The 22,327-nt window shown below is 66.0% G+C and carries 21 protein-coding genes and 2 riboswitches; of the genes, 5 read left to right on the top strand and 16 right to left on the bottom strand.

Going from position 1 to position 22,327, the window contains the following annotated elements; all coding sequences use genetic code 11:
* Positions 1–37: 37 nt before the first annotated feature.
* From J1902_RS06055 to J1902_RS06065, 3 genes are all read right to left on the bottom strand, one after another.
* On the bottom strand, positions 38–1,111 hold the full coding sequence (locus tag J1902_RS06055; RefSeq protein ID WP_207615355.1) for a lipid II:glycine glycyltransferase FemX: 1,074 nt from the start codon (positions 1,109–1,111) through the stop codon (positions 38–40).
* 94 nt (positions 1,112–1,205) lie between these two features.
* Positions 1,206–2,027 carry a DNA/RNA non-specific endonuclease gene (locus tag J1902_RS06060; protein WP_207615356.1) on the bottom strand — a complete coding sequence of 274 codons (822 nt, stop codon included), beginning with the start codon at positions 2,025–2,027 and terminating at the stop codon, positions 1,206–1,208.
* A gap of 87 nt (positions 2,028–2,114) precedes the next feature.
* Entirely contained in the window at positions 2,115–2,723 is a 609-nt protein-coding gene (locus J1902_RS06065) for a DUF3060 domain-containing protein (RefSeq protein ID WP_207615357.1), read from the bottom strand.
* 557 nt (positions 2,724–3,280) lie between these two features.
* Here J1902_RS06065 and J1902_RS06070 point away from each other — a divergent pair.
* Positions 3,281–4,153: a sensor histidine kinase gene (locus tag J1902_RS06070; protein ID WP_207615358.1), complete on the top strand. Its 873-nt coding sequence runs from the start codon at positions 3,281–3,283 to the stop codon at positions 4,151–4,153.
* Positions 4,138–4,818: a response regulator gene (locus J1902_RS06075; RefSeq protein ID WP_207615359.1), complete on the top strand. Its 681-nt coding sequence runs from the start codon at positions 4,138–4,140 to the stop codon at positions 4,816–4,818. Before J1902_RS06070 ends, J1902_RS06075 begins: the two co-directional genes overlap by 16 nt.
* A gap of 28 nt (positions 4,819–4,846) precedes the next feature.
* On the opposite strand, the gene J1902_RS06080 is transcribed toward J1902_RS06075, so the two are convergent.
* From J1902_RS06080 to J1902_RS06105, 6 genes are all read right to left on the bottom strand, one after another.
* On the bottom strand, positions 4,847–6,262 hold the full coding sequence (locus tag J1902_RS06080) for an L-serine ammonia-lyase (RefSeq protein ID WP_207615360.1): 1,416 nt from the start codon (positions 6,260–6,262) through the stop codon (positions 4,847–4,849).
* Positions 6,263–6,463: 201 nt separating this feature from the next.
* Complete coding sequence (glyA, locus tag J1902_RS06085; RefSeq protein WP_307794382.1) at positions 6,464–7,786, bottom strand: serine hydroxymethyltransferase; 1,323 nt, start codon at positions 7,784–7,786, stop codon at positions 6,464–6,466.
* Positions 7,783–8,166, bottom strand: a complete 384-nt coding sequence (gene gcvH / locus J1902_RS06090; RefSeq protein WP_207615361.1) for a glycine cleavage system protein GcvH — start codon at positions 8,164–8,166, stop codon at positions 7,783–7,785. The genes glyA and gcvH overlap by 4 nt, the downstream gene beginning before the upstream one ends.
* Positions 8,167–8,346: 180 nt before the next feature.
* On the bottom strand, positions 8,347–9,480 hold the full coding sequence (gene gcvT, locus J1902_RS06095; protein ID WP_207615362.1) for a glycine cleavage system aminomethyltransferase GcvT: 1,134 nt from the start codon (positions 9,478–9,480) through the stop codon (positions 8,347–8,349).
* An 11-nt stretch (positions 9,481–9,491) separates the two neighbouring features.
* The gene (gene gcvP, locus J1902_RS06100; RefSeq protein ID WP_207615363.1) at positions 9,492–12,344 is read right to left on the bottom strand and encodes an aminomethyl-transferring glycine dehydrogenase; all 2,853 of its coding nucleotides are present in this window, start codon (positions 12,342–12,344) and stop codon (positions 9,492–9,494) included.
* A gap of 52 nt (positions 12,345–12,396) precedes the next feature.
* Positions 12,397–12,518, bottom strand: a riboswitch (glycine riboswitch).
* Position 12,519: 1 nt separating this feature from the next.
* Positions 12,520–12,617, bottom strand: a riboswitch (glycine riboswitch).
* Between the two features lie 116 nt (positions 12,618–12,733).
* Positions 12,734–13,273 (bottom strand): TetR/AcrR family transcriptional regulator, encoded by a 540-nt coding sequence (locus J1902_RS06105; protein WP_207615364.1) that lies wholly within the window; start codon positions 13,271–13,273, stop codon positions 12,734–12,736.
* A 72-nt stretch (positions 13,274–13,345) separates the two neighbouring features.
* Here J1902_RS06105 and J1902_RS06110 point away from each other — a divergent pair, with 72 nt between their 5' ends.
* Positions 13,346–14,887: an MFS transporter gene (locus J1902_RS06110; RefSeq protein ID WP_207615365.1), complete on the top strand. Its 1,542-nt coding sequence runs from the start codon at positions 13,346–13,348 to the stop codon at positions 14,885–14,887.
* A 27-nt stretch (positions 14,888–14,914) separates the two neighbouring features.
* On the opposite strand, the gene J1902_RS06115 is transcribed toward J1902_RS06110, so the two are convergent.
* From J1902_RS06115 to J1902_RS06135, 5 genes are all read right to left on the bottom strand, one after another.
* Entirely contained in the window at positions 14,915–15,604 is a 690-nt protein-coding gene (locus J1902_RS06115) for a DsbA family protein (RefSeq protein WP_207615366.1), read from the bottom strand.
* Positions 15,604–15,924, bottom strand: a complete 321-nt coding sequence (locus J1902_RS06120) for a hypothetical protein (RefSeq protein ID WP_207615367.1) — start codon at positions 15,922–15,924, stop codon at positions 15,604–15,606. Before J1902_RS06120 ends, J1902_RS06115 begins: the two co-directional genes overlap by 1 nt.
* Positions 15,921–16,700, bottom strand: a complete 780-nt coding sequence (locus J1902_RS06125; RefSeq protein WP_207615368.1) for a cation diffusion facilitator family transporter — start codon at positions 16,698–16,700, stop codon at positions 15,921–15,923. Before J1902_RS06125 ends, J1902_RS06120 begins: the two co-directional genes overlap by 4 nt.
* The gene (locus J1902_RS06130; protein WP_207615369.1) at positions 16,697–17,023 is read right to left on the bottom strand and encodes an ArsR/SmtB family transcription factor; all 327 of its coding nucleotides are present in this window, start codon (positions 17,021–17,023) and stop codon (positions 16,697–16,699) included. Before J1902_RS06130 ends, J1902_RS06125 begins: the two co-directional genes overlap by 4 nt.
* Positions 17,024–17,107: 84 nt before the next feature.
* The gene (locus tag J1902_RS06135) at positions 17,108–17,797 is read right to left on the bottom strand and encodes an ArsR/SmtB family transcription factor (protein WP_207615370.1); all 690 of its coding nucleotides are present in this window, start codon (positions 17,795–17,797) and stop codon (positions 17,108–17,110) included.
* 227 nt (positions 17,798–18,024) lie between these two features.
* Between J1902_RS06135 and J1902_RS06140 the strand changes: the two genes are divergently transcribed.
* Together J1902_RS06140 and J1902_RS06145 are read left to right on the top strand one after the other, a co-directional pair.
* Complete coding sequence (locus J1902_RS06140) at positions 18,025–18,801, top strand: methyltransferase domain-containing protein (protein WP_207615371.1); 777 nt, start codon at positions 18,025–18,027, stop codon at positions 18,799–18,801.
* 271 nt (positions 18,802–19,072) lie between these two features.
* Positions 19,073–21,049 (top strand): APC family permease, encoded by a 1,977-nt coding sequence (locus tag J1902_RS06145; protein WP_207615372.1) that lies wholly within the window; start codon positions 19,073–19,075, stop codon positions 21,047–21,049.
* 86 nt (positions 21,050–21,135) lie between these two features.
* On the opposite strand, the gene J1902_RS06150 is transcribed toward J1902_RS06145, so the two are convergent.
* Positions 21,136–21,507 carry a hypothetical protein gene (locus J1902_RS06150; protein WP_207615373.1) on the bottom strand — a complete coding sequence of 124 codons (372 nt, stop codon included), beginning with the start codon at positions 21,505–21,507 and terminating at the stop codon, positions 21,136–21,138.
* A 260-nt stretch (positions 21,508–21,767) separates the two neighbouring features.
* A complete protein-coding gene (locus J1902_RS06155) occupies positions 21,768–22,220 on the bottom strand; it encodes an arsenate-mycothiol transferase ArsC (RefSeq protein WP_207615374.1) in 453 nt (150 codons plus the stop codon).
* Between the last annotated feature and the right edge of the window lie 107 nt (positions 22,221–22,327).

A 22,327-nucleotide genomic window follows, 5' to 3' on the forward strand; every position in this document is an offset into this window, starting at 1 on the left:
CCTTCCTCCAAGCTCCGGGATGGGTGGCGGTGCGATTCTAGTAGAACTGGCGGCCGGTGCGGCGGGTGTAGATCTGACGTGCGATCCGCTCTCCTGCGGCCGTCCAGGCCTTGTACTTCAGCGGACTGATGACTTGGTCGTAGCAGCCGACAAAATCGGTGACGGTCTTGCTGAAGCTGGTCTTGAACAAGCCCAGGCCGTGGAACGGGTTGGACGTATCCTTGAGCTTGTCGCTGGGCGGGGTTCCGCAGAAGTCGTATTCGGTGCAGCCCAATTCCTTAAGCTGGTTGATGGCTGCCCATTGCACGAGGTGGGAGTCTCCGTACTGGCCGCGCTTCTGCAGCGAGCCGCCATCCTTGTAGGTTCCCTTGCGCCCGTAGTTGATGACGAAGGCGCCAACGGACGGGACATCGTTTTCGTAGACGAACAAGAGGCGGCCCTGGCCATGCTTGATGAAGTTGGTCCAGAACTGCTGGTAGTAGCCGTATTCGCGGACACGCACCTGGGATTTGGCTTCCACGGTGTTGGTCATGAGCGCGTACATGGAGCGGAAGTTTTCTTCGTTGGGTTCCGCGTTGTGGACTTCGACGCCTTCACGGATGGCCCGGCGCACGGCATTGCGGCCGCGGGAGTGCAGGTTGCGCAGCAGCTGGTTTTCTTCGGGAGCAATGTCCAGCAGGGCGGTGGAGTCGTTCGGCTGGAGATTGGGGGTCTTCACCAGTCCCGTGGCCGCGATGGTGTTGCGGGTTTCCTCGGAGAGCACGATGTCCGGCTCGATCTTGATGGCGAAGACGCCCAGCTTTTGGTGCTTCACGAAGTCGGCGTTGGCCTTGACGATGCCCGCAATGTCCTCGACGCCGGCCACGTCCGGCCCTTTGATGAGGTACCACAGCTTGCCCAGGAGCGGGAAGGACTTCTCGAGGACCAGGTTGTAGCTGGTGTAGTCGGCCGTCTCGTAGACCAGGTGCAGGGGCTTCCAGCCGAAGTGCTGCTTCACTTCCGCGAATGCCTCGGACTGGAGCAGGTTCCCGCCATTCGGGTTGGCCGTGACGTGCTTGTCCCAGGTATCGATTTCCTCGGCGGTGGCAAAGCGTGCGGTAAATTCTCGCAAGGGGGCCGTGTCCAATCAGTTGCGTACTTGAGGCTGCAAGCACCGGCGTGCGGCGCAGGCATGCAGCCCCAAGTCTATCGGCCCCGGGAAGGCCCTACAGCCTGATCTGCTCCGCCGACTCCAACAGGATGGCCTTCGGCTTCTCGCCGAGGGCCCGCTGCCCGCGGGCGAGACGGTCGGCGTCGGCGAGGGCTTCAAGCGGCAGGCCGGTCAGCCCGGCGATCTCCTCGATGGGCACTTGGAAGGTACGGAACGGGCCCAGAGGCGGGGGTTCGTCCGTGAGGAGCCGTTCCCTGGTGGCCTTCTCCAGCTCCACCTTGTCCATGAGCGGTGTCTGGTCCACCACGAACCCCACGGCGCCGAGCACGGCGTCGTTGGTCCATGCGGCGATCTTCCAGAACTTCCGCGGAACATGCACTCCACGGTAGGGAGGATCGTCGTCACGGAAGACCGGTCCGGTGAAGACGCTCAGCCTGGCGTCGTGCGCGTCCGCGTGGTTAAGGACATGGTCCTCGAGCCCCACCCAGAGCTGCTTTCCCTGGTTGAAGTCGTCGATCTGCGGTGCGGCGTTGGTGAAGGCGAAGGTGTCCTGGTTGGCCTTCTTCGCCGTCGCGGCATCCCCCCATACGGGGTCCAGGCGGCGGACCAGGTGCCCGCGGTCGAAGGCGTTGTTCTTGTAGACCTCAGGCCCGGCCTGCTGCTCCTTGGGGATCCTGGAATCGAAATGCCAGGTGCCCTCCCGGGCCAGGGGGTCCAGTTCGCCGCCGTTGATGTTCACGCCCACGATCGCCGCCAGCTTGCGGTCGGGGCGGAGCCGCACCGAGAAATGAATGTAGTCGAGAAGAACCGTCGTCTCCGACGGACTGGGCAGCTCAAGGCCGGCCCGCAGAAAGTCGCTGTCATATCCCCCGCTCATGGGTACATGATGGCACCCGACACCGACAATAGACAGGGTCCGGCACTGAACAGGTCGCGGTGGCGGAAGCCGCTCCGCCGGCAGGCATCAGCCGCGGGTCAGCGAGTTGCCGCTTCCCTCATCCCGGGTCTGCGGGCTTCCCTGCTGGTAGGCGACGGTATTGTTGCCGCCCTCCAGCCTGATTTCCTCGCTGATGGAGCCGAGGGTGACGGTGTTCTGGCTGCCCTTGATCCTGAGCTTCTCCAGAGCCTGGGCAGTGAGTGTGTTCCCAGTGCCGCCGGAATCAATGTCAACGTCATCCGACGCTGCAATCGCAACGGTATTGCCCGAGCCCTTGAGGTCGACGTCGAGGCAGTTGCCTGTGATCGTCACGTGGGCCGCATTGGCCTCCACATCGATCTCCCCGCCCGCATTGCAGTTAATCGTCACTGTGGAGTTGTCGTTGCGTACCTTGAATTCCTGCCCAGCACCGACGGTGACCACCCCGTCCGGCCCCAGGGTGGCTGTTCCCGGGGCGGACGGTGACGGGGATGCATCATCCGAAGGTGCCGGCGTACCGCCGGTGCCCGGTGAGACCGAAGGTGCTGTGCCGGTGCCGGGGGCTCCGGACGGAGGTCCGCCGACTCCGCAGCCTGCCGATACAACGAGGACGGCCGCGGTACCCAAGACCGCTGGAATGCGGCTGAAGTGTTTCACTGTCTTCTCCTTCAAAGTGGATCCAAGTGCTTGAACTGGTTCCATCCTGCTCCCGCCGGTCCAGACTGTCATGAAGGAAAATGTGCTGTCGGCATTTTGGGGGACTGGCCGGACTGCCCGCCATGCTGCAGACTGCTGATTGTGGGGACATCACCGCAGGCCTCGGATAGCCCGCCTCCCGGCACACTTGCACTCCGGGGCGCGAAGGTGTCTGCCGCCGAACTGGCCGCCGCGGACCAGCGTGGCCGCTCACTCAAAGCCAAAATCGTGGCCACCCTCAGGCTGGCCCAGCTGCTCCCCTGGCCCGTCGCCATGCTGCTCGGAGCCGACGCCGGCGTCCTCCACTTTGAATTGGCGGTTGCTGTTTACGCCGTGGTGGCAGTCTGGTCCCTGATGTGGGCAACCATGCTGTTCAGCAGGGTGGAGCTTCCGCGGCCATCGGTTTGGGTTGACGCCGTACTGATGAGCGTCGCGCTTACGCTGGCCCCTTTGGCCTGTTTCCACTGGATTCCGCAGGCTGGGCCAACGCCGCCCTTGCCCCCGCTTTGGGGACGGCCGTGGCCGCCGGCCTTGCCCTACGGACCTGGCAGCTCTGGATGGCCTCAGCGATGCTGGCCGCGGCCATGGTGCCCGGGGCCTTGCGCGTCTTCAACGAAGGCACGGCCGCCGGCAATTTTGCTTTCGCAGCCACCCTTGCCAACGCCGGAATTCTGCTCCTGGCTATCCTGCTTGCAGCCTTTCTCGCCAGCTATCAGCGGCGCCAGGGCGATCTCGGCACACGGGCCGCGGCGCAGCTGAGCGCGATGATTGAGGCAACGGACAGGGAGTCTGCCAAGGCGGAGGAACGCGTCCACCAATACCGGATGCTGCACGACACCGTCCTGTCCACCCTCAGCGCCATAGCCCGCGGCGTGGACCCCTCCGATCCGCTGGTGCGGCAACGCTGTGCCGCAGATGCCGAATATCTGCGCAGCATCATTTCCTCCGCAGGCCTGAGCAACGCCAACCGGCTGCAAAGCGAACTGGCCACCGTAGGGCACGATCAGGCCGCCCTGGGTCTCCGCGTCCACCAACATGTCGCAGACCTGCCCGCCAGTCTTCCCAACGACGTGGTGCACGCCATTGCGGAATCCAGCCGCGAGGCACTGAACAACGTGCTGAAGCACAGCGGCGCAGACCAGGCCTGGATCACCGCCGTCGGCGGCGACGGCAGCGCAGAGGGCGGCAGCGACGGCTCCGGCAAAACCTCCGCCGGCGTCACCGTCACGGTGACAGACCGCGGCAGGGGTTTCGACCCAGCCGCGGGCGCCTCCGGCATGGGCCTGCAGCAATCAATCATCGGGCGGATGCGGGAAGTCGGCGGCCAGGCCGTCGTGGACAGCTCCCCCGGCCATGGGACAACGGTGGAACTGCAATGGCCCGCGTCGTGAACGTCGCAGCGATCGACGACGACCAGATGCTGCTGCAGGGAATGCGCGCCTGGCTGGCCCCCGTGGACGACGTGGCAATCGTTGCCACCGCCGCGACAGTCACTGAGTATCTGGAGCGGCACGGCGGCGACAGGATCGACGTCGTGCTTCTGGATCTGAACCTGCGGGACGGCACCCTGCCGGCCGAGAACGTCACCCGGCTGCTGCGCGGCGGCACGGTGGTGCTGGTTGTTTCCACGATCGGTGACCGGGAGCATGTGCTGGCCACGATCGAGGCAGGCGCCGCGGGCTACATCACCAAGGACAATGACCTGCCCGCACTGCTGGATGCGATCCGCACCGTGGCCGACGGCGGCGTGGTGGTGAGTCCGGAACTCGCCTTTGCCTTCAGTACGGACAGGCGGCCGGACCGGCCGCAGCTATCGCCGCAGGAGGCGCTGGTGCTTCGCATTTATGCGTCGGGAGCCACCTTGCAGGCCACCGCGCGCAAGGCCGGCATCGCATACGGGACCGCCCGGGAGTATCTGGACCGGGTGAAGCGCAAATACACCGAATCCGGGCGGCCGACACACTCAAAACTGGATCTGGTGGACCGCTACCGGGAGGACCGGATGCGGCTGGATGACGTCCCCGGGACAGTTCCCCCTGATCAGGGAAGCCGCTGAAAGCCCTTACCCCCGGCAACCAGGTTCGCTAGCACTCCACCACGTTGACGGCGAGGCCGCCCATGGCGGTTTCCTTGTACTTGGAGGACATGTCCCTGCCGGTTTCGCGCATGGTCACGATGACCTCGTCCAGGGAGACGCGGTGCGTGCCGTCGCCCCAGAGCGCCATCTTGGCGGCGTTGATGGCCTTGGCCGCGGCGATCGCGTTGCGTTCGATGCAGGGGATCTGCACCAGGCCGCCGATGGGGTCGCAGGTCAGGCCGAGGTTGTGTTCCATCGCGATCTCGGCCGCGTTTTCCACCTGCCCCGGGGAGCCGCCCATGACCTCGGCCAGGCCCGCCGCGGCCATGGAGGACGCGGAGCCCACCTCGCCCTGGCAGCCGACCTCGGCACCGGAAATGGAGGCCTGCTCCTTGTACAGCACCCCGACGGCACCGGCGGCCAGCAGGAACTTCACCACGACGTCGTCCTTGTCCTGCTGCGTGGCCTTGTCCATGCCTGGGGCAAAGTTGAGGGCGTAGTAGAGAACGGCCGGGATGATGCCCGCGGCGCCGTTGGTGGGGGCCGTGACCACGCGCCCACCCGAGGCGTTTTCCTCGTTGACGGCCAGGGCGATCAGGTTCACCCATTCCTGCCAGTACTTGGGGTCGCGGTCCTTGTCTTCCTTCAGGAGCCGCTCGTGCCAGTCGGGTGCCCGACGGCGGACCCTGAGTCCGCCGGGCAGCACGCCTTCGCGCTTGAGGCTGACGGCGACGCATTCCTCCATGACGGACCAGATGTGCAGCAGGCCAGCCCGGATTTCCTCTTCGGAGCGGGAGGCGCGCTCATTGATGAACATGATGTCGGAGATGCCGAGTCCCTTGGAGGAGCACCGCCCCATCAGTTCCGCGGCGGTGCGGAACGGCAAGGGGAGTTCCTTCTTGGACTCGTCCAGTTCCTTCTGGGCCGCGTCCTCCTCGCCCTCGCGGACAATGAAGCCGCCGCCCACGGAGAAGAAGGTGGCCTCGTGCAGCACGGCGCCCTCGGCGTCGGACACGGCGAACTTCATGCCATTGGTGTGGCGTGGGAGCACGGTGAGCGGGTGCAGGATCATGTCGCCCTCGCCGTATGGCAGGGGCACGCCGGAGGCCGGATCCGCGGCGCCGGCCAGGTTCAGGGTGCCGGTCTCGGCAATCGATGCCAGGCGTTCCTCAACCTCATCGGGGAGGATGACCTCGGGGTGGTAGCCTTCCAGGCCCAGCAGCACGGCGGTCATGGTGCCGTGGCCCCGGCCTGTTGCGGCCAGCGACCCGTACAGGTCAACACGCAGGGAAGCCACGCGCTCCAGCGCCCCGGAGTCCTTGAGTTCGCCAGCGAAGACCGCAGCGGCCCGCATAGGGCCCACGGTGTGGGAACTCGAAGGGCCGATCCCCACGGAGAAAAGATCGAAGACGCCAACAGCCATTGTCGGATTCCTAACTTAGTAATACAAGCTTAAGCAGATCGGGCCCCGGTGGACCGGGACCCGGCAGACGGTCCTGTCGTGAGGCCCCATTGGGGCCGGCATCCGGAAGCGTGCGTCTAAGGGAGCGTCACGTCCGCTCAGCGGGCGTTTTCGCGACCGAGCACGCGTAGGATGTCGGCCCCAACGGGCCAAAGGAGCCTGTCAGGCGAGGTTCGCAACACCCGGGTAGAGCGGGTGCGCGGCGGCGAGTGCCTCCACGCGGTGACGCAGGCCCGAAAGGTCGGCGCCGGCGTCGGCGATCAGTGCCTCGGCGATGATGTCCGCAACTTCACGGAACGCCGCTTCGCCGAAACCACGCGTCGCGAGGGCCGGGGTGCCGATCCGGAGGCCGGAGGTGACCATCGGCGGGCGCGGGTCGAACGGCACGGCGTTGCGGTTGACGGTGATGTCAATCGCGGCCAGGCGGTCCTCGGCCTGCTGGCCGTCCAGCTCGCAGTTGCGCAGGTCAACCAGGACCAGGTGCACGTCCGTGCCGCCGGAGATCACGGAGATCCCCTTGGCCGTGACGTCGTCCTGGACCAGGCGCTCGGCGAGGATCCTGGCACCGGCCAGCACACGCTCCTGGCGCTCCTTGAACTCCGGCGAGGCGGCGATCTTGAAGGCCACGGCCTTGCCGGCGATCACGTGCTCCAACGGACCACCCTGCTGGCCCGGGAAGACCGCGGAGTTGATCTTCTTGGCCACATCGGCGTCGTTGGAGAGGATGATGCCGCCACGCGGACCGGCGAGGGTCTTGTGCGTGGTGGAGGTGGTGACGTGCGCGTGCGGCACGGGGCTCGGGTGCAGGCCTGCTGCCACCAGACCGGCGAAGTGCGCCATGTCCACCATCAGGTACGCGCCGACGAGGTCGGCGATGCGGCGGAACTCGGCGAAGTCGAGCTGGCGGGCGTAGGCGGACCAGCCGGCAACGATCAGCTGCGGCTTGTGCTCGAGCGCCAGGCGCTCCACCTCGGCCATGTCGATCCGGTGGTCGTCTTCGCGGACCTGGTACGGGACCACGTTGTACAGCTTGCCGGAGAAGTTGATGCGCATGCCGTGCGTCAGGTGCCCGCCGTGGGCCAGGTTCAGGCCCATGATGGTGTCGCCCGGCTTGATCAGCGCGTGCATCACCGAGGCATTGGCCTGGGCGCCGGAGTGCGGCTGCACGTTCGCGTACTCGGCACCGAACAGTGCCTTGACGCGGTCGATGGCCAGCTGCTCCACAACGTCCACGTGCTCACAGCCACCGTAGTAGCGCTTGCCCGGGTAGCCCTCGGCGTACTTGTTGGTCAGGACAGAGCCCTGGGCCTGCATGACGGCAACGGCGGTGTGGTTCTCCGAGGCGATCATTTCCAGGCCCGAGCGCTGGCGAGTCAGTTCGTCGTCGATCTTTGCCGCGATTTCCGGGTCCAGATCGGACAGCAGGGCATCCAGGCTCGGCGAAACAACCTGCTCGAAAGCGGTTGCGGCGCCAGCGGCCGTCACAGCTCGCCGCCGTTCTTGGAAGCGTATTCCTCGGCGGACAGCAGCGGGCCGTCGGAGTCGGCGGCAACTTTGAAGAGCCAGCCGGCGCCGTAGGGGTCGTTGTTGATCAGGGCCGGGTCAGCGACGACGGCGTCGTTGATTTCCGTGACCTCGCCGGTAACCGGGGAGTACAGGTCCGAGACGGACTTGGTGGACTCGACTTCGCCGCAGGTCTCGCCGGCGGTAACGGTGGAGCCGACCTCGGGCAGGTCAACGTAGACGATGTCGCCCAGGGCGTCGGTGGCCACAGCGGAAATACCGATGGACACCAGGTTGCCGGCCTCGCGGGCCACCCACTCGTGCTCGTCGGAGTACTGCAGTTCGGGAGCTACTTTAGCCATGTTTGTTCCTTAATCTCGTTACTTCTGTGGTCATTGGTAAGTTAGCGGTCGCCTTGGGTGGCGGATGCCGGAATTCCTCCGCGTGCTGCTCCTTCGTCGCTTTGACGCACGCTTCCGGAATCCCGCCACCCGCCGTTCGCCCGTCAACTTAGGTGCGGGTCCCCAACGGGACCCATGGGACTATTTGGTGCGCTTGTAGAACGGCAGGGCGATGACCTCAAAGGGTTCGGCCTTGCCGCGCAGGTCGATGTCCAGGGCGGTGCCCAGTTCGGCGTGCTCGACGTCGACGTAGGCCAGTGCCACAGGGTAGCCCAGGGTCGGGGACGGCTGGCCGGAGGTGACCTCGCCAACCACAATGCCGTCCTTCAGGACCGGGTAGTGGCCGCGGCCGGCGCGGCGGCCCAGGCCCTTGAGGCCGACCAGCTTGCGGCCGCTCGTGGAGCCGGCGCCCTCTGCCTTGAGTGCTTCCAGTGCCGCGCGGCCCACGAAGTCGGACTCCTTGGCCAGCGAGACAACCGGGCCCAGGCCTGCGGCGTAGGGGTTGCCTTCGCGGGAGAGCTCGTTGCCGTAAAGCGGCATGCCGGCTTCCAGGCGCAGCGAGTCGCGGCACGCCAGGCCGGCGGGGATGAGCTCGCCTTCCTCTGCCACGGCGGCGATTGCCTGCCACAGGGCCGCGGCGGAGTCGTTGGCCACGAAGACCTCGAAGCCGTCCTCACCGGTGTAGCCGGTGCGGGCGAGCAGCAGCTCTTCGGTGCTCCCGCCGAACGTGAAGGGAACCTCGACGGCGGCGTAGTACTTCAGCTCGGTGACCAGGGTGTGCTGCTCGGCCGGGACCAGGCGGAGGAGGATTTCCTCGGCCTTGGGGCCCTGGACGGCGATCAGCGAGGTGGTTGCGGAGGCGTCCTCCACCACGACGTCGAAGCCGGCGGCACGCTCGGCCAGTGCTGCGGCGACCACCACGGCATTGCCGGCGTTGGGGACCACGAGGAACTTCTCTTCGCCACGGCGGTAGGTGATGAGGTCATCGATGATGCCCCCGTCTTCCTGGCAGATCAGTGAGTACTTGGCCTTGCCCACGGACATGGCGGAGATCTTGCCGACCAGGGCGTAGTCCAGGAACGCTGCAGCACCGGGACCGGTGACCCAGACTTCACCCATGTGGGAGAGGTCGAACAGGCCTGCGGACTGGCGGACGGCGTGGTGCTCGGCCAGTTCGGAGGAGTACTTCAGGGGCATCTGCCAGCCACCGAAATCGGTGAAGGAGGCGCCGAGCTTCTTGTGCTCTTCGTAGAGCGCGGTGTAGTTCTCAGTCATCGCGGAAATCCTTAGTTCTCGAAGTCTTCGATCGGCGGGCAGGAGCAGACCAGGTTGCGGTCGCCGGCTGCGCCGTCGATGCGGCCTACGGGCGGGAAGTACTTGTCCTGCTTAAGGTGGTGGACCGGGAAGACAGCCTGTTCGCGCGGGTACTCGCGGTTCCAGTCGGAGGACACGACGGCGGACGCGGTGTGCGGTGCGTTGCGCAGCGGGCTGTTCTCGACGGTGAAGTCGCCGTTGGCGACCTGGTCGATTTCCCTGCGGATGGTGATCATCGCTTCGATGAAACGGTCGATCTCCACGAGGTCCTCGGACTCGGTGGGCTCCACCATCAGCGTGCCGGCAACCGGGAACGCCAGGGTGGGGGCGTGGAAGCCGTAGTCGATGAGGCGCTTGGCCACGTCCTCCGCCGTGACGCCGGTCTTGGCCGTCAGTTCGCGCAGGTCCAGGATGCACTCGTGCGCCACGAGTCCGCCTTCGCCCGTGTACAGGACGGGGAAGGACTCGTTCAGGCGGGCGGCGATATAGTTCGCAGCCAGCAGTGCGGACTTGGTGGCTTCCGTGAGGCCTGCACCGCCCATGAGCTTCACGTAGGCCCAGGAGATCGGCAGCACTCCGGCGGAGCCGAAGCGCGACGCCGAGATGGCCACGCCGTGGCCGGCCTCGTGGGCTGCCTTGTTGGCGTCGCCCGGCATGAACGGCGCCAGGTGGGCCTTGGCTGCGACCGGGCCGACACCCGGACCGCCGCCGCCGTGCGGGATGCAGAAGGTCTTGTGCAGGTTCAGGTGGGACACGTCGCCGCCGAACTTGCCCGGCTGGGCCAGGCCCACGAGCGCGTTCAGGTTGGCGCCGTCAACGTAGACCTGGCCACCTGCGGCGTGCACCGAGTCGCAGATTTCGCGGACGTCGGCGTCGTACACGCCGTGCGTGGACGGGTAGGTGATCATGATGCAGGACAGGACGTTCCGGTTGGCCTCGATCTTGGCCTGCAGGTCGGCGTGGTCGATGGTGCCGTCAGCGGCGGTGGCCACGACAACAACCTTCATGCCGGCGAGGACGGCAGAGGCGGCGTTTGTGCCGTGCGCCGAGGCCGGGATGAGGCAGACGTTGCGCTGGTCATCGCCGCGGGACAGGTGGTAGCCGCGGATGGCCAGCAGGCCGGCGAGCTCGCCCTGGGAACCGGCGTTCGGCTGGATGGAGACCTGGTCGTAGCCGGTGATCTCGGCGAGGTCCGCTTCCAGGCCCTCGATCAGTTCACGCCAGCCTGCGGTCTGGGAGTCTGGTGCGAAGGGGTGGATGGAGGCGAACTCCGGCCAGGAGATGGCTTCCATCTCGGCGGTGGCGTTCAGCTTCATGGTGCACGAACCCAGCGGGATCATGGTGCGGTCCAGTGCCAGGTCGCGGTCCGAGAGCTTGCGGATGTAGCGCAGCAGCTGGGTTTCGGAGCGGTGGGTGTTGAAGACCGGGTGCTGCAGGTAGTCGGAAGTACGCTCGACGGCGGCCTCGAGCGCGAAGCCCTCCACCGAGGCGGCAACCGTGGCACCGAAGACGGCGGCGACGGCGGTGACGATTTCCGTCGTCGTGGTCTCGTCCACCGAAATGCCGACCGTGTCGGCGTCGATGCCGCGCAGGTTGATGCCCTTGGCCTCGGCCGCGGCAACGATCTCAGCGGACTTGCCCGGGACGCGGACCGTGACGGTGTCAAAGAAGCTGCCGTGCAGGACCTCCAGGCCGGCGGCCTTCAGGGACGCGGCCAGCGTGCGGGCGTTGTTGTGGACAGTCTCGGCGATCGACTTCAGGCCCTCGGGGCCGTGGTAGACGGCGTACATCGAGGAGACGATGGCCAGCAGCGCCTGCGCGGTGCAGATGTTGGACGTGGCCTTTTCGCGGCGGATGTGCTGCTCGCGGGTCTGCAGGGCCAGGCGGTAGGCGGGGGTGCCGGCGTCGTCCTTGGACACACCGACCAGGCGGCCGGGCATGGAACGCTCCAGGCCCTTCTGGACGGCCATGTAGGCAGCGTGCGGGCCGCCGAAGAACAGCGGCACGCCCAGGCGCTGGGTGGAGCCGACGGCGATGTCGGCGCCCTGCTCGCCCGGAGGCGTGATCAGCGTCAGGGAGAGCAGGTCCGCGGCGACGGTGACCAGCGCGCCGCGTTCCTTGGCGGCGGCGATGACGGCGGCGTGGTCGAACACACGGCCGGAAACGCCCGGCTGCTGCAGGACGATGCCGTTGATGTCGCCGTCGGGCAGGCCCTGGGAGAGGTCGGCGACCTCGACCTCGAAGCCGAGCGCCTCGGCGCGGCCCTTGACGATGGCGATGGTCTGCGGCAGGACATCGGCGTCGAGGACGGTCTTGCCGTCCTGGGCAGCCTTGTTCTTGTTGGCGCGGCGCATCATGAGGACGGCCTCGGCAACGGCCGTGGCTTCGTCCAGCAGGGAGGCATTGGCGATGGGCAGGCCCACGAGGTCCTGGACCATGGTCTGGAAGTTCAGCAGTGCCTCGAGGCGGCCCTGGGAGATTTCGGGCTGGTACGGGGTGTAGGCGGTGTACCAGGCCGGGGATTCGAGGATGTTGCGGCGGATGACCGGCGGCGTCACGGTGTCGTAGTAACCCTGGCCGATCATCTGCACGGCGGTCTTGTTCTTGGCAGCAAGCTTGCGCAGCTCGGCCAGGACCTCGACCTCGCTGAGGGCGTCCTGCAGGGTCAGCGCAACGTCCTGGCGGATGTCGTTGGGGACCGCGGTGTCTACGAGCGAGTCGACGCTGTCGTAGCCGACGGACTTGAGCATGGTGTCGATGTCGGCCTGGCGGCGGGCGCCAATATGCCGGTCGACGAAGGTGGTGGAGGCTGAACTAACCGTCACGAAGGAACTCCATTACTAAGGCGGCGCAGGGTACGCCGCAGTGGTTCGGGTTCCTCCCCGCTCTGTATTGGACCTGAGAGTTTCCGCAGACACAGGTCTGCTTGCACCGTCGGTGAGCACAGCGTGTTCGGGTGTCATTGACACCCGTGGACAGCTTGCTGCTTTCCAGAGTTGCCTTGCCGCGGCGGTACATGGGCCTGAGAGATTCCTGGGGAGGATTTGCTCCTACGGCGCCCGCATCACTTGCTTGCAGGACTCTCCCGCCGCAGATCAAAGGCGTATTTAGTTGTTCTAACACAAGTTGCGGCTGCCGGTGACGACGGCCACAAACACCAATTGTCCTATGGACGGGGCCTGTCCGCAAATGGCAGATTCCGCGATCCCGGGACTCAGCCGCGGAGGCGGTCCAGTGTCGCCAGGAGGGAGTCGACGTCGGCCTGCCGCCCGGGCGCCGCCCCGCCTGACGCGCCCTCGAACATGGCGTTGAAATAGAGGCCGTCGCCCATGTAGCGCACGGCTTTGGCAAGCTCGGGTCCGACGTCGGCGGCCAGCACATCCAGCCATTGCTGCTGGATGCGGGCGAAGCGCCGGCGCGTTTCCTCGTGGGCCACTTCGGCAAGGCGTGTGGATGCCACAAACACCCGGTCCAGGGGCGTATCGGCCCACAGCGAAGACTTGATGAAATAGGCGGCGGCACCCTCGGGTGCGGACTTCATGGCTTCTATATCCGCCTGCGCCAGCCGGTCCATGCGCTCGAGCAGCGAGCCGATCAGCGCTTCCTTGTTCGGAAAGTGGTACAGCAGGCCGCCCTTCGAGACGCCGGCCCGTTTGGCGACGGCGTCGAGGGTGGCGGCGCGCTCCCCCACCTCGATCAGCAGGGCTTCAAAGGCATCCAGGACCGCGTCCCGGGCAACTGGTTTTCGTGGCATGGCTCCTATCATCCCCTAAGTTCATGCGGCATTCATTTGAAACTATACCGTCCGGACGGTACAGTAATGAACATGCTCAACCCGACCACAACCCTGCACCGCCCCGCCACCTCCACTCCGCCCGCACCCTGGCGCGACTGGGCCGCCCTGGCCCTGCTGATGGTCCCGGTGCTCCTGGTGGCGGTGGACAACACCGCACTGACGTTCGCCTTGCCGGAAATCGCCCGCTCGCTGGACGTGGGCGGCATGCAGCTGCTGTGGATCGTGGACGCCTACCCGCTGGTGCTGGCGGCCCTGTTGGTCTCCATGGGAAACCTGGGCGACAGGATCGGCCGGCGGCGGCTGCTGCTGATCGGCAGCACGGGCTTCGCCGTGGTGTCGGCCGTGGCGGCGTTCGCGCCGTCGGCGGAGTGGCTCATTGCCGGACGCGCTGCGCTGGGCATCTTCGGCGCCATGCTGATGCCGTCCACGCTGTCCCTGATCCGCAACATCTTCGCCGAGCCGAACCGGCGCCGGCTGGCGATCGCCATCTGGGCCGCCGGGTTCTCCGGCGGTGCCGCCCTGGGTCCGATCTTCGGCGGCTGGCTCGTGGAACACTTCTGGTGGGGTGCCGTGTTCCTGGTGGCGGCGTTCCTGTTGCTGCCGTTGCTGGCTCTGGGCACTTTCCTGATCCCGGAGTCCAGGGATGCCAACCCCGGCCGCGTTGATGTGCCGAGCATCCTGCTGTCCATGCTGGCCATGGCGCCGCTCGTCTACGGCATCAAGGAATTCGCCTCGCACGGCCTGGTCCCCCAGGCCGCGGCGTTCGCGAGCCTCGGCCTGTTCATGGGAGTCCTCTTTGTGCGCCGGCAGCGGCGCCTGGACTCCCCCATGCTGGACGTCCGGCTCTTCGGCAACAGGGTGTTCAGCACCGCGATCGTGGCCAACGTCCTGTCCCTGTTCTCCATGACGGGCTTCATCTACTTCTTCGCGCAGCACCTGCAGTTGGTGGAGGGGCAGTCCCCCATGGAAGCCGGCATCGCCATGATCCCGGCCCTCCTGGCCACCGTGGTGGCGGGCCTGCTGGTGGTGCCCTTGGTCAGGAAGGTCCGCCCGGGCCTGGTGGTGGCGGGCGGACTGGCCCTCAGCGCCGCCGGCTATGCCGTGGCGGCACTGGGCGATCACGGCCAGGGCCCGGTGTTCCTGCTGTCCGCGCTCCTGCTGATTGCCCTGGGCGTGGGCTCGGCGGAGACCATCTCCAACGACCTGATCCTGGGCGCCGTCCCGGCGGACAAGGCGGGCGCCGCGTCCGCGATTTCGGAGACCGGCTACGAGCTGGGATCGCTCCTGGGGACCGCGGTACTGGGTTCGATCCTGACCGCGTCCTACCAGCACAATCTGTTGCTGCCCGAGGGGCTCGCTGGGACCAGTGCCGGGCAGGCCGGGGAAACCCTGGCCGGCGCGGTGGAGACTGCCGCCGCCCTGCCCGCTCCATTGGCGGAGGCCCTGACCGCCGCGGCGCGGACCGCCTTTGAATCGGGTGTCCACGTGACCGCGGCGATCGGGCTGGTACTGATGGCCGGCGCGGCGGTGCTTGCCGCCGTCGTGCTCCGGCAGGTGCCGACCGCGAAGTAGCCGCCCAGCTGCCTTCGGGCGGAAGTCCTACCTGGCGGCGTCCGCGAGCAGTTGCCGGAACTGTTCCTTAGTGTCGAGGGTGAGCCTTTCCCCGTTGAGGAAGAACGTCGGGGTGCCCTTCACGCCCAAAGCGATGCCGTCTGCGACGTCTCTATCGATCCGTTCCTTGGTCTTGCCGTCGGCCACGGCAGCGTCATAGGCGGCCAGGTCCAGGCCGAGTTCCTGGGCGAAGGTCCTGAACAAGGGCGCCTGGGAATCCTGCCTCTCGCCCCACTCCGGCTGCGTCTCGAACATCTTGGCGTACATCTGTTCGTATTTGCCCTGCTGGGCGGCGGCTTCCACGGCCAGGGCGGAGGTGACCGAGTTTCGATGCCCTGGAAGCGGGAAGTAGCGGTTGACGAAGGTGATCCTGTCTCCGAATTCCTTCTTCAGCTCCTCGACCAGGGGCTGCGCTGCCCGGCAGGCTTCGCATTCGAAGTCCAGGAACTCGACCAGCTGGGCCTTTTCGGTGGCCGGTGAGGTGACTCGGTGGCTGTCTCCCCGGACCAGCTGCGCTTCCGCGGCGGGCGTCGGGGCTGTCGGGGCGGACTTGCCGCCGGCGAACACGGCGTACCAGATCGCGCCGAGACCGACCAGGACTGCCAGCAGTACCCAGATGACGATGCGGGCTCTTTTGGCGGCGTCCATGGATGCTGGCGGGGTCTTGGTTTGTGTCATCAGTGGTGAATGCTTTCTTGGTTGCGACGCACCGCGGCGCGCAAAGAGTCAACGGACGGCAGTCCCGCCATCCCGTGCTCCGTGGGGTACACGCGGCACGTCACCGCAGGCTCCGCGTTTGAGGGAAACACGTCTCGTCCTCCCGCGATGAACGATGGCGAGCCGTGGAAGCCCAGCTCCCGGGCTTCGTCCTCGGAGGTGACCTCGCGGACATTCACCTCGGCATCCCTGCCCTCCTCGGCCAGGACGCTGCGGTACAGCTCAAGGGCCGGGCCACTGTTGGGGCAGTCCGCAATGATGTGCAATTCATAGTTCGTCATGGCTGGTAGTTCTTCCTTCCGAAGGCGACGGCTTGGGGGCGGGACTCGGATCCGCATTCGGCACAGCAGTCAGTGTCGGGGGCCTCTGCGGCAACAGCATCCTTCTCCGGCACCGGCCGGGCGACCGTGGCGTGCGGGACAGCGGCGTGCGGGACAGTGCAGCAGACATCGCCGCGCCAGGCGTTGATGCCCTCGCGGACGGCGATGACGGCAATGACCAGGGCGGCGCCGGCGTCTGCCCACCACCAGCCCAGGGTGCTGTTCAGCACCAGTCCAGCGAGCAGGACCACGGAGAGGTAGGTGCACAGCAGGGTCTGCTTGGAATCGGCCACGGCCGTCCGGGAGCCGAGCCCACGGCCGGCGCGGCGCTGCAGCCAGGACAGGACCGGCATGATCGCCAGGCTCAGCGCCGCGATCACAATGCCGGGCGTGGAGTGCTGTGCCTGGCCTCCGCCGGCCAGTGACCGGACGGCGTCAACGGCGACGAACGCCGCCAAGGCGAAGAAGGAGACGGCGATGATCCGCAGTGTCAGGTGTTCGCGCCGCTCGGGGTCCTTGGCGGAAAACTGCCACGACAGGGCGACGGCGGAGGCCACCTCGATCACCGAGTCCAGCCCGAAGCCGATCAGCGCAGACGAGTCCGCGACCCCGCCGGCCCAGAGCGCCACGACGGCTTCGATGACGTTGTAGGTGATTGTGGCGGCCGCGAAGAAGCGGATACGGCGGCTCAGGACGGCGCGGCGGGCCAGGCTGGGTGCAAGGTGCAGCGCGGTCATGCCAAGCACTCGCCATCCGGGGCGCAGCAGGCAGGGTCCACGGCCAGCACGACGCCGATCAGGTCCGTGATCGCATGGCCCAGCCGGGCGTCGGCGAGCTCGTAGCGGCTCCGCCGGCCGTCCGGAACAGCCACCACCAGCCCGCAGCCGCGAAGGCACGTCAAATGGTTGGACATGCTCTGCCGCGACACCCCGAGGGAGTCGGCCAGGTCCGAGGGGTAGCAAGGTTCGGTAGCCAGTGCCAGCAGGATCCGGGCCCTGGTCGGATCAGAGACCGCATAGCCGAACCGCGCCAGTACCGGGGCGTGCGTGAGGGTTTCCATGCCTCCACGTTACATCGATACGTGTATTCACGCAATTATGTATAGTAAAGCGTTCATGCCTCACGCGTCCCGCCCGGGCAGGTCCTATACCCGCCCGGCAGCTGCGCGCGGCGCGCCGGATTCGACAGGCAGCCGGGCCGCCGCCCACTCGGGATACCCTTCCTCCAGCCTTGCGGCAGGCATCCCAAGCTGGCGCAGCATCCGGACCGCCTCGTCGGCAAATACGCAGTATTGGCCGCGGCAGTAGGCGACGATGGTGCGGCCGTGCGGCAGGTCCTTCAGCCTCCCCGCCAGATCTCTGATAGGAACCGAGACCGCACCCGGGATGTGGCCGGAGCGGAATTCGGGCTCAGGCCGGACATCGAGAACCACGACATCACCGGCGGCCATACGCTTGCTCAGCTCAGCCCGGGTCAAGGTGTCCATGGCCGCCCTGTCTCCGAAGTAGCTTGCTGCGAGTTCGTCAAGTTCTGCGACATGCTCGGAAGCGACCTGGCGGACCGCCACCCAGAGCCGCTCGACCGCGGGGCCGCTGAGACGGTAGTAGATCCGCGTTCCTTCGCGACGGGTGCACACCATGCCTGCCCGCAGGAGTTGCTGAAGATGCTGTGAGGTGTTGGCGATGCCCTGTCCAATTTCCCCGGCGATTTCGTCCACGGCGCGCTCACCCTGGGCCAGGACATCCACTATCTCTGCGCGCCGACCACTGCCAAGGACCTTTGCCACGGAGGCGAATGCGTCAAACAGCCTGTCCTTTGCCAGCCTGTCACCCATGCCCGATCCCCTCCGCAAACATATTCAAGTAAGTACTTGACAAGATATACCCATCAGGTGTGGTATTCAAGTATTCACTTGAATACCACCGAGTCCGCGCCACGGCCCCGAACAACCCGGAAAAGAGGCGAATTGCGATGGACTCCACAGCGACCATCCGCGACTGCCTGGCCAACCCAGTCCCGGTCGAAACCACCCTCGAAATCGTATGAAGCACAGGTAGAGCCATGGACCTGGGAGCAGCCGGAGTTGACCGCCTCGAGCTTGAGGACAAGGTCAAGCAGCTCTATCGGTCGGTGGCTCAACACCCCGCAGGTAAGTACCACTTCAAGATGGGACGCGGTCTTGCCGAGCAGTTGGGCTACCCGGCCCAACTCCTGGACGCGATCCCGGCCGCCGCCGTCGAGTCCTTTGCGGGGGTGGGATACTTTTTCGACCTGGCGGACCTCAGGCCTGGGGAAAGAGTCCTGGACCTGGGCTCGGGTTCGGGGATGGACGTCTTCGCCGCCGCTCTTGACGTGGGCGGGAGCGGGCTCGTAGTGGGCCTTGACATGACCGAGGAGCAGCTGGAGAAGGCCGAAGACCTGCGAAAGAAAGGCGGCTTTCCCCAGGTCGCCTTTACGCACGGATACATCGAAGACCTCCCCTTCGAAGATGCCAGCTTCGACTGCATCATCTCCAATGGGGCCATCAATCTGTCCCCGGACAAACCCGCCGTCTTCCGCGAGGCGGCGCGGGTGCTGCGCCCTGGAGGTCGCCTTGCGATTGCCGATATCGTCACCGAAAGGCCGTTGACCCAACAGATCGTCTGCAACGTAGACCTCTGGGCAGCGTGCATCGGCGGCGCTGCCCAAGAGGACACGTATCAGGAATTGATCACCGGTAGCGGGTTCGCCCTTGAAACGCTCAGGAGGAACCCGTATGAATTCCTCTCGGACAGTGCCCGTGCTGCCACCACGAAGTACGGAGTCATGAGCCTTTCGATCCTGGCCCACGCGCGCTGACGGCCTTCCATAGCGGCATCGCCCCGGCGGCTGCCAGTGCGACGCACAGTACCAGTGCACCCAAGCCAAGAGGCAGTCCTGCGAGGGTTGCGATGCCGCCGACCAGCTGGGGCCCTCCTGCGCTGAACTCCCACATTTGGTCCGCGTGTGATGCACGGTCGATTGGTCGTTAAGGATTCATCAAGATACGCACCGTCCAGGCGGCGAAGGCTCCCCCGGATGCTAGATTCGGTGGAGATCGTGGTGCCGTGCGTCCGGTGGAGGGGCAGCTATGACAACGATGAGCAGGCCACCGGCCGATCCGTCGGAGCTTCGTCCCAGCGCCGGGGCGCGGTTCAGGAGCTGGCTTCTCTTCGGCCTGCAGGACAGCAAGGGCACGCATCAGGGTCCTGGCGGCCTGACCGACGTCCACGCGAGAAAGCATTCCTGGTGGCAGGTGATGTGCCTGACTGGTGTCGACTACTTCTCCACGCTGGGCTACCAGCCGGCCATCGCCGCGCTTGCCGCCGGGGTGATCTCCCCGCTGGCAACCCTGGTGCTGGTCGCCGTCACCTTGCTGGGCGCCTTGCCCGTCTATCGCAGGGTGGCCGGCGAAAGCCACCGTGGCGAGGGGTCCATCGCGATGCTCGAGCGTTTGCTGCCTCGTTGGGGCGGCAAACTCATCGTGCTGGTCCTGCTGGGCTTCGCCGCAACGGACTTCATGATCACCATGACCCTTTCCGCTGCGGACGCCACGGCACACGTGATCCAGAATCCCTTGGTCCCCGGCTGGCTCCAAGGCCAAAACGTGCTCGTGACGCTGTTCCTTTTGGCCCTGCTTGCTGCCGTGTTCCTCCGTGGTTTCAAGGAAGCCATCGGCGTCGCCGTCGTCCTGGTGGCGCTCTACCTCAGCCTGAACGTCGTGGTGGTGGCCGTGTCCATCTTCGAAGCGATGACCCACCCGGTCGCCGTCAGTGACTGGTGGCTGGCACTGACGACGTCCCACGGGAACCCGCTTCTCGCTGTCGGCATCGCACTGCTAGTGTTCCCCAAACTGGCCTTGGGCCTGTCAGGCTTCGAAACCGGCGTGGCGGTCATGCCCCAGGTCCGAAGCAGGGCCGGTGACACCGATGAGCGGCCAGTGGGCCGCATCCAGGGGACCCGGCGGTTGCTGACGACCGCGGCAATCATCATGAGCAGCTTCCTGATCACCACCAGCTTCACAACTGTTGTCCTCATCCCCGAACACGAATTCCAACCTGGAGGGCAGGCCAACGGCCGAGCGCTGGCGTTCATCGCCCATGAGTATCTCGGCGTCGGCTTCGGCACGGTGTACGACGTCAGCACGATCGCGATCCTCTGGTTCGCCGGCGCGTCCGCCATGGCGGGGCTGCTGAATCTTGTTCCGCGGTACCTGCCCCGGTACGGCATGGCGCCGGAATGGGCGAAGGCGGTCCGGCCACTCGTGCTCGTCTTCACGATGGTGGGCTTCCTGATCACGTATATTTTCGATGCCGACGTCGATGCCCAAGGTGGCGCTTATGCCACCGGCGTGTTGGTGTTGATGATGTCGGCAGCGGTGGCTGTGACCCTGTCTGCCCGGCGACAGAAACAGCGAAAACGCACCGTTGGCTTCGGAATCATTGCCGTGGTGTTCATCTACACCACCATCGCCAACATCTTCGAACGGCCCGAAGGAATCCGGATCGCCGCGGTCTTCATCCTGGGCATCATTGTGGTCTCCTTGCTTTCCCGCATCCGGCGCTCCTTCGAGCTGCACGCTACCCACGTTCACCTCGACCGGGAGGCGTTGGAGTTCATGTCCGGCGAGTGGGAAGGGCCGATCAGGATCATCGCCCACGAGCCCCTCCGGATGACCGCCCAGGCATACAGGGACAAGCTCAATTCCGCCATAGAGGTCAGCCACCTGCCCGTGGCCGAGGAGCCGCTCTTCCTCGAGGTGATCGTGGATGACTCCTCTGACTTCGAGACGGAGCTGGCCGTCCATGGAATCACCCGGCACGGCTACCGGATCCTGGAAGTCCACGGACCTGTTGTGCCGAACACCATTGCCTCGGTCCTCCTGCACATCCGCGACGTAACCGGAATGATGCCCCACATCTACTTCCGCTGGACCGAAGGAAATCCAGTCATCAATCTCCTGAAGTTCCTCTTCCTGGGCGAAGGAGAGATCGCGCCGGTCACCCGGGAAGTCCTCCGCGAAGCTGAACCGGACGTCACCAGGCGCCCATGGGTCCACGTCGGCTGAACGGCGGCCCTGACAACGGACAAGGAAGCCGGCGGGGACCCACCAGGAATTGGAATCCCACCATCGAGGCGGGGTGGAGGAAGGCTCTATGCTCCATCACGCGGAATAGCGTCAGCAGTTCTCACAGCGTCCTCATATGACCCCGGTTCCTGTTCCCGGAAGGCGGCGTCTGCATCCCTGCGGATGACCCCGGCGGCAAGTACCCGGACATGGACGAGATCCCCGAACGTGTCGCTGCAGGCCAACACGTCGCCCTGGGCTTGCGAACTGTCGGCGACCTCGCCGACGTGGGGCTGGAAAATAATCCACCAATTGTCCTCGGCGCTGTCCCTGAAGAGGTGGCCGCCCTTGCAGCTGTAGGCCGCGCCCTCGACTCCTCGTTCCCCGTAGCCGACAACTGAACCCGGCAGGGCCACGAAACGGACTTCGCCGTGCCCGTCGGATCCACGGAAAGCCATTCCAATCCCTCCTCAACACCTTGGATGTCCGGTCGGCGGTGCCCGACCGCTTGGGGCGCCCCGCCGACGGCAATCGGAGCGCGTTCTTAAATCAAACATCAACAATGGAACGCCGGCCTGGTCAGGCCGAATTTCCTGATGAATTCTTAACGGCCCCCGGATACCGGGAAATAATCGCAGGCTCGGCACCGCTGACTGGATCTAACAAGGCCACTCCCCGCAGTGTTCTGGCGCTGCCAGATCATCTTTGCCGGACACGCTCAGTCCTTGGAGCCCGCCAGTTCAGCGAACAGCGCCTCGACGCGGGTCTTGATGTCGTCGCGGAGCAGGCGCATGCGTTCCATGCCTTCGATGCCGCGGGTGGAGGGTTCCTCGGTTTCCCAGGCTTCGAAGCGGGCCGTGCCGTGGGGCTCCAGTTTGGCTTCCGTGCCCAGGACAACCACGACGTCGACGGCGTCCAGCAGCTCGTCCGTGACGGGCTTGGGGTGCTCGCCGGCGATGTCGACGCCGAGCTCGAGCAGGGAGGCCACGGATTCGGAGTTCAACTCCCTGCCGGGCTTGATGCCGGCCGAGTAAACCGTGACGGCACCGGCCGCGAGTTGGTTCATGAGGCCGGCGGCGATCTGGGACTTGCCGCCGTTTTTGCTGCAGACGAACAACACGCTGGGCTGTTTGGCGGTGGTGTCCGGGGTGCCCGTGGGTGATTCAGTCATGTGGTGGTGCCTTCCGTGAGGAGTGAGGTCAGTGTTCGCCGGAGCGGCCGTGCGACAGCAGGTGCGCTGCGGCGGCCAGGCCCACGGGTCCGGCGCCGATCACCGCA

This window comes from Arthrobacter cavernae (genome assembly GCF_017368795.1).
Classification (GTDB): domain Bacteria; phylum Actinomycetota; class Actinomycetes; order Actinomycetales; family Micrococcaceae; genus Arthrobacter; species Arthrobacter cavernae.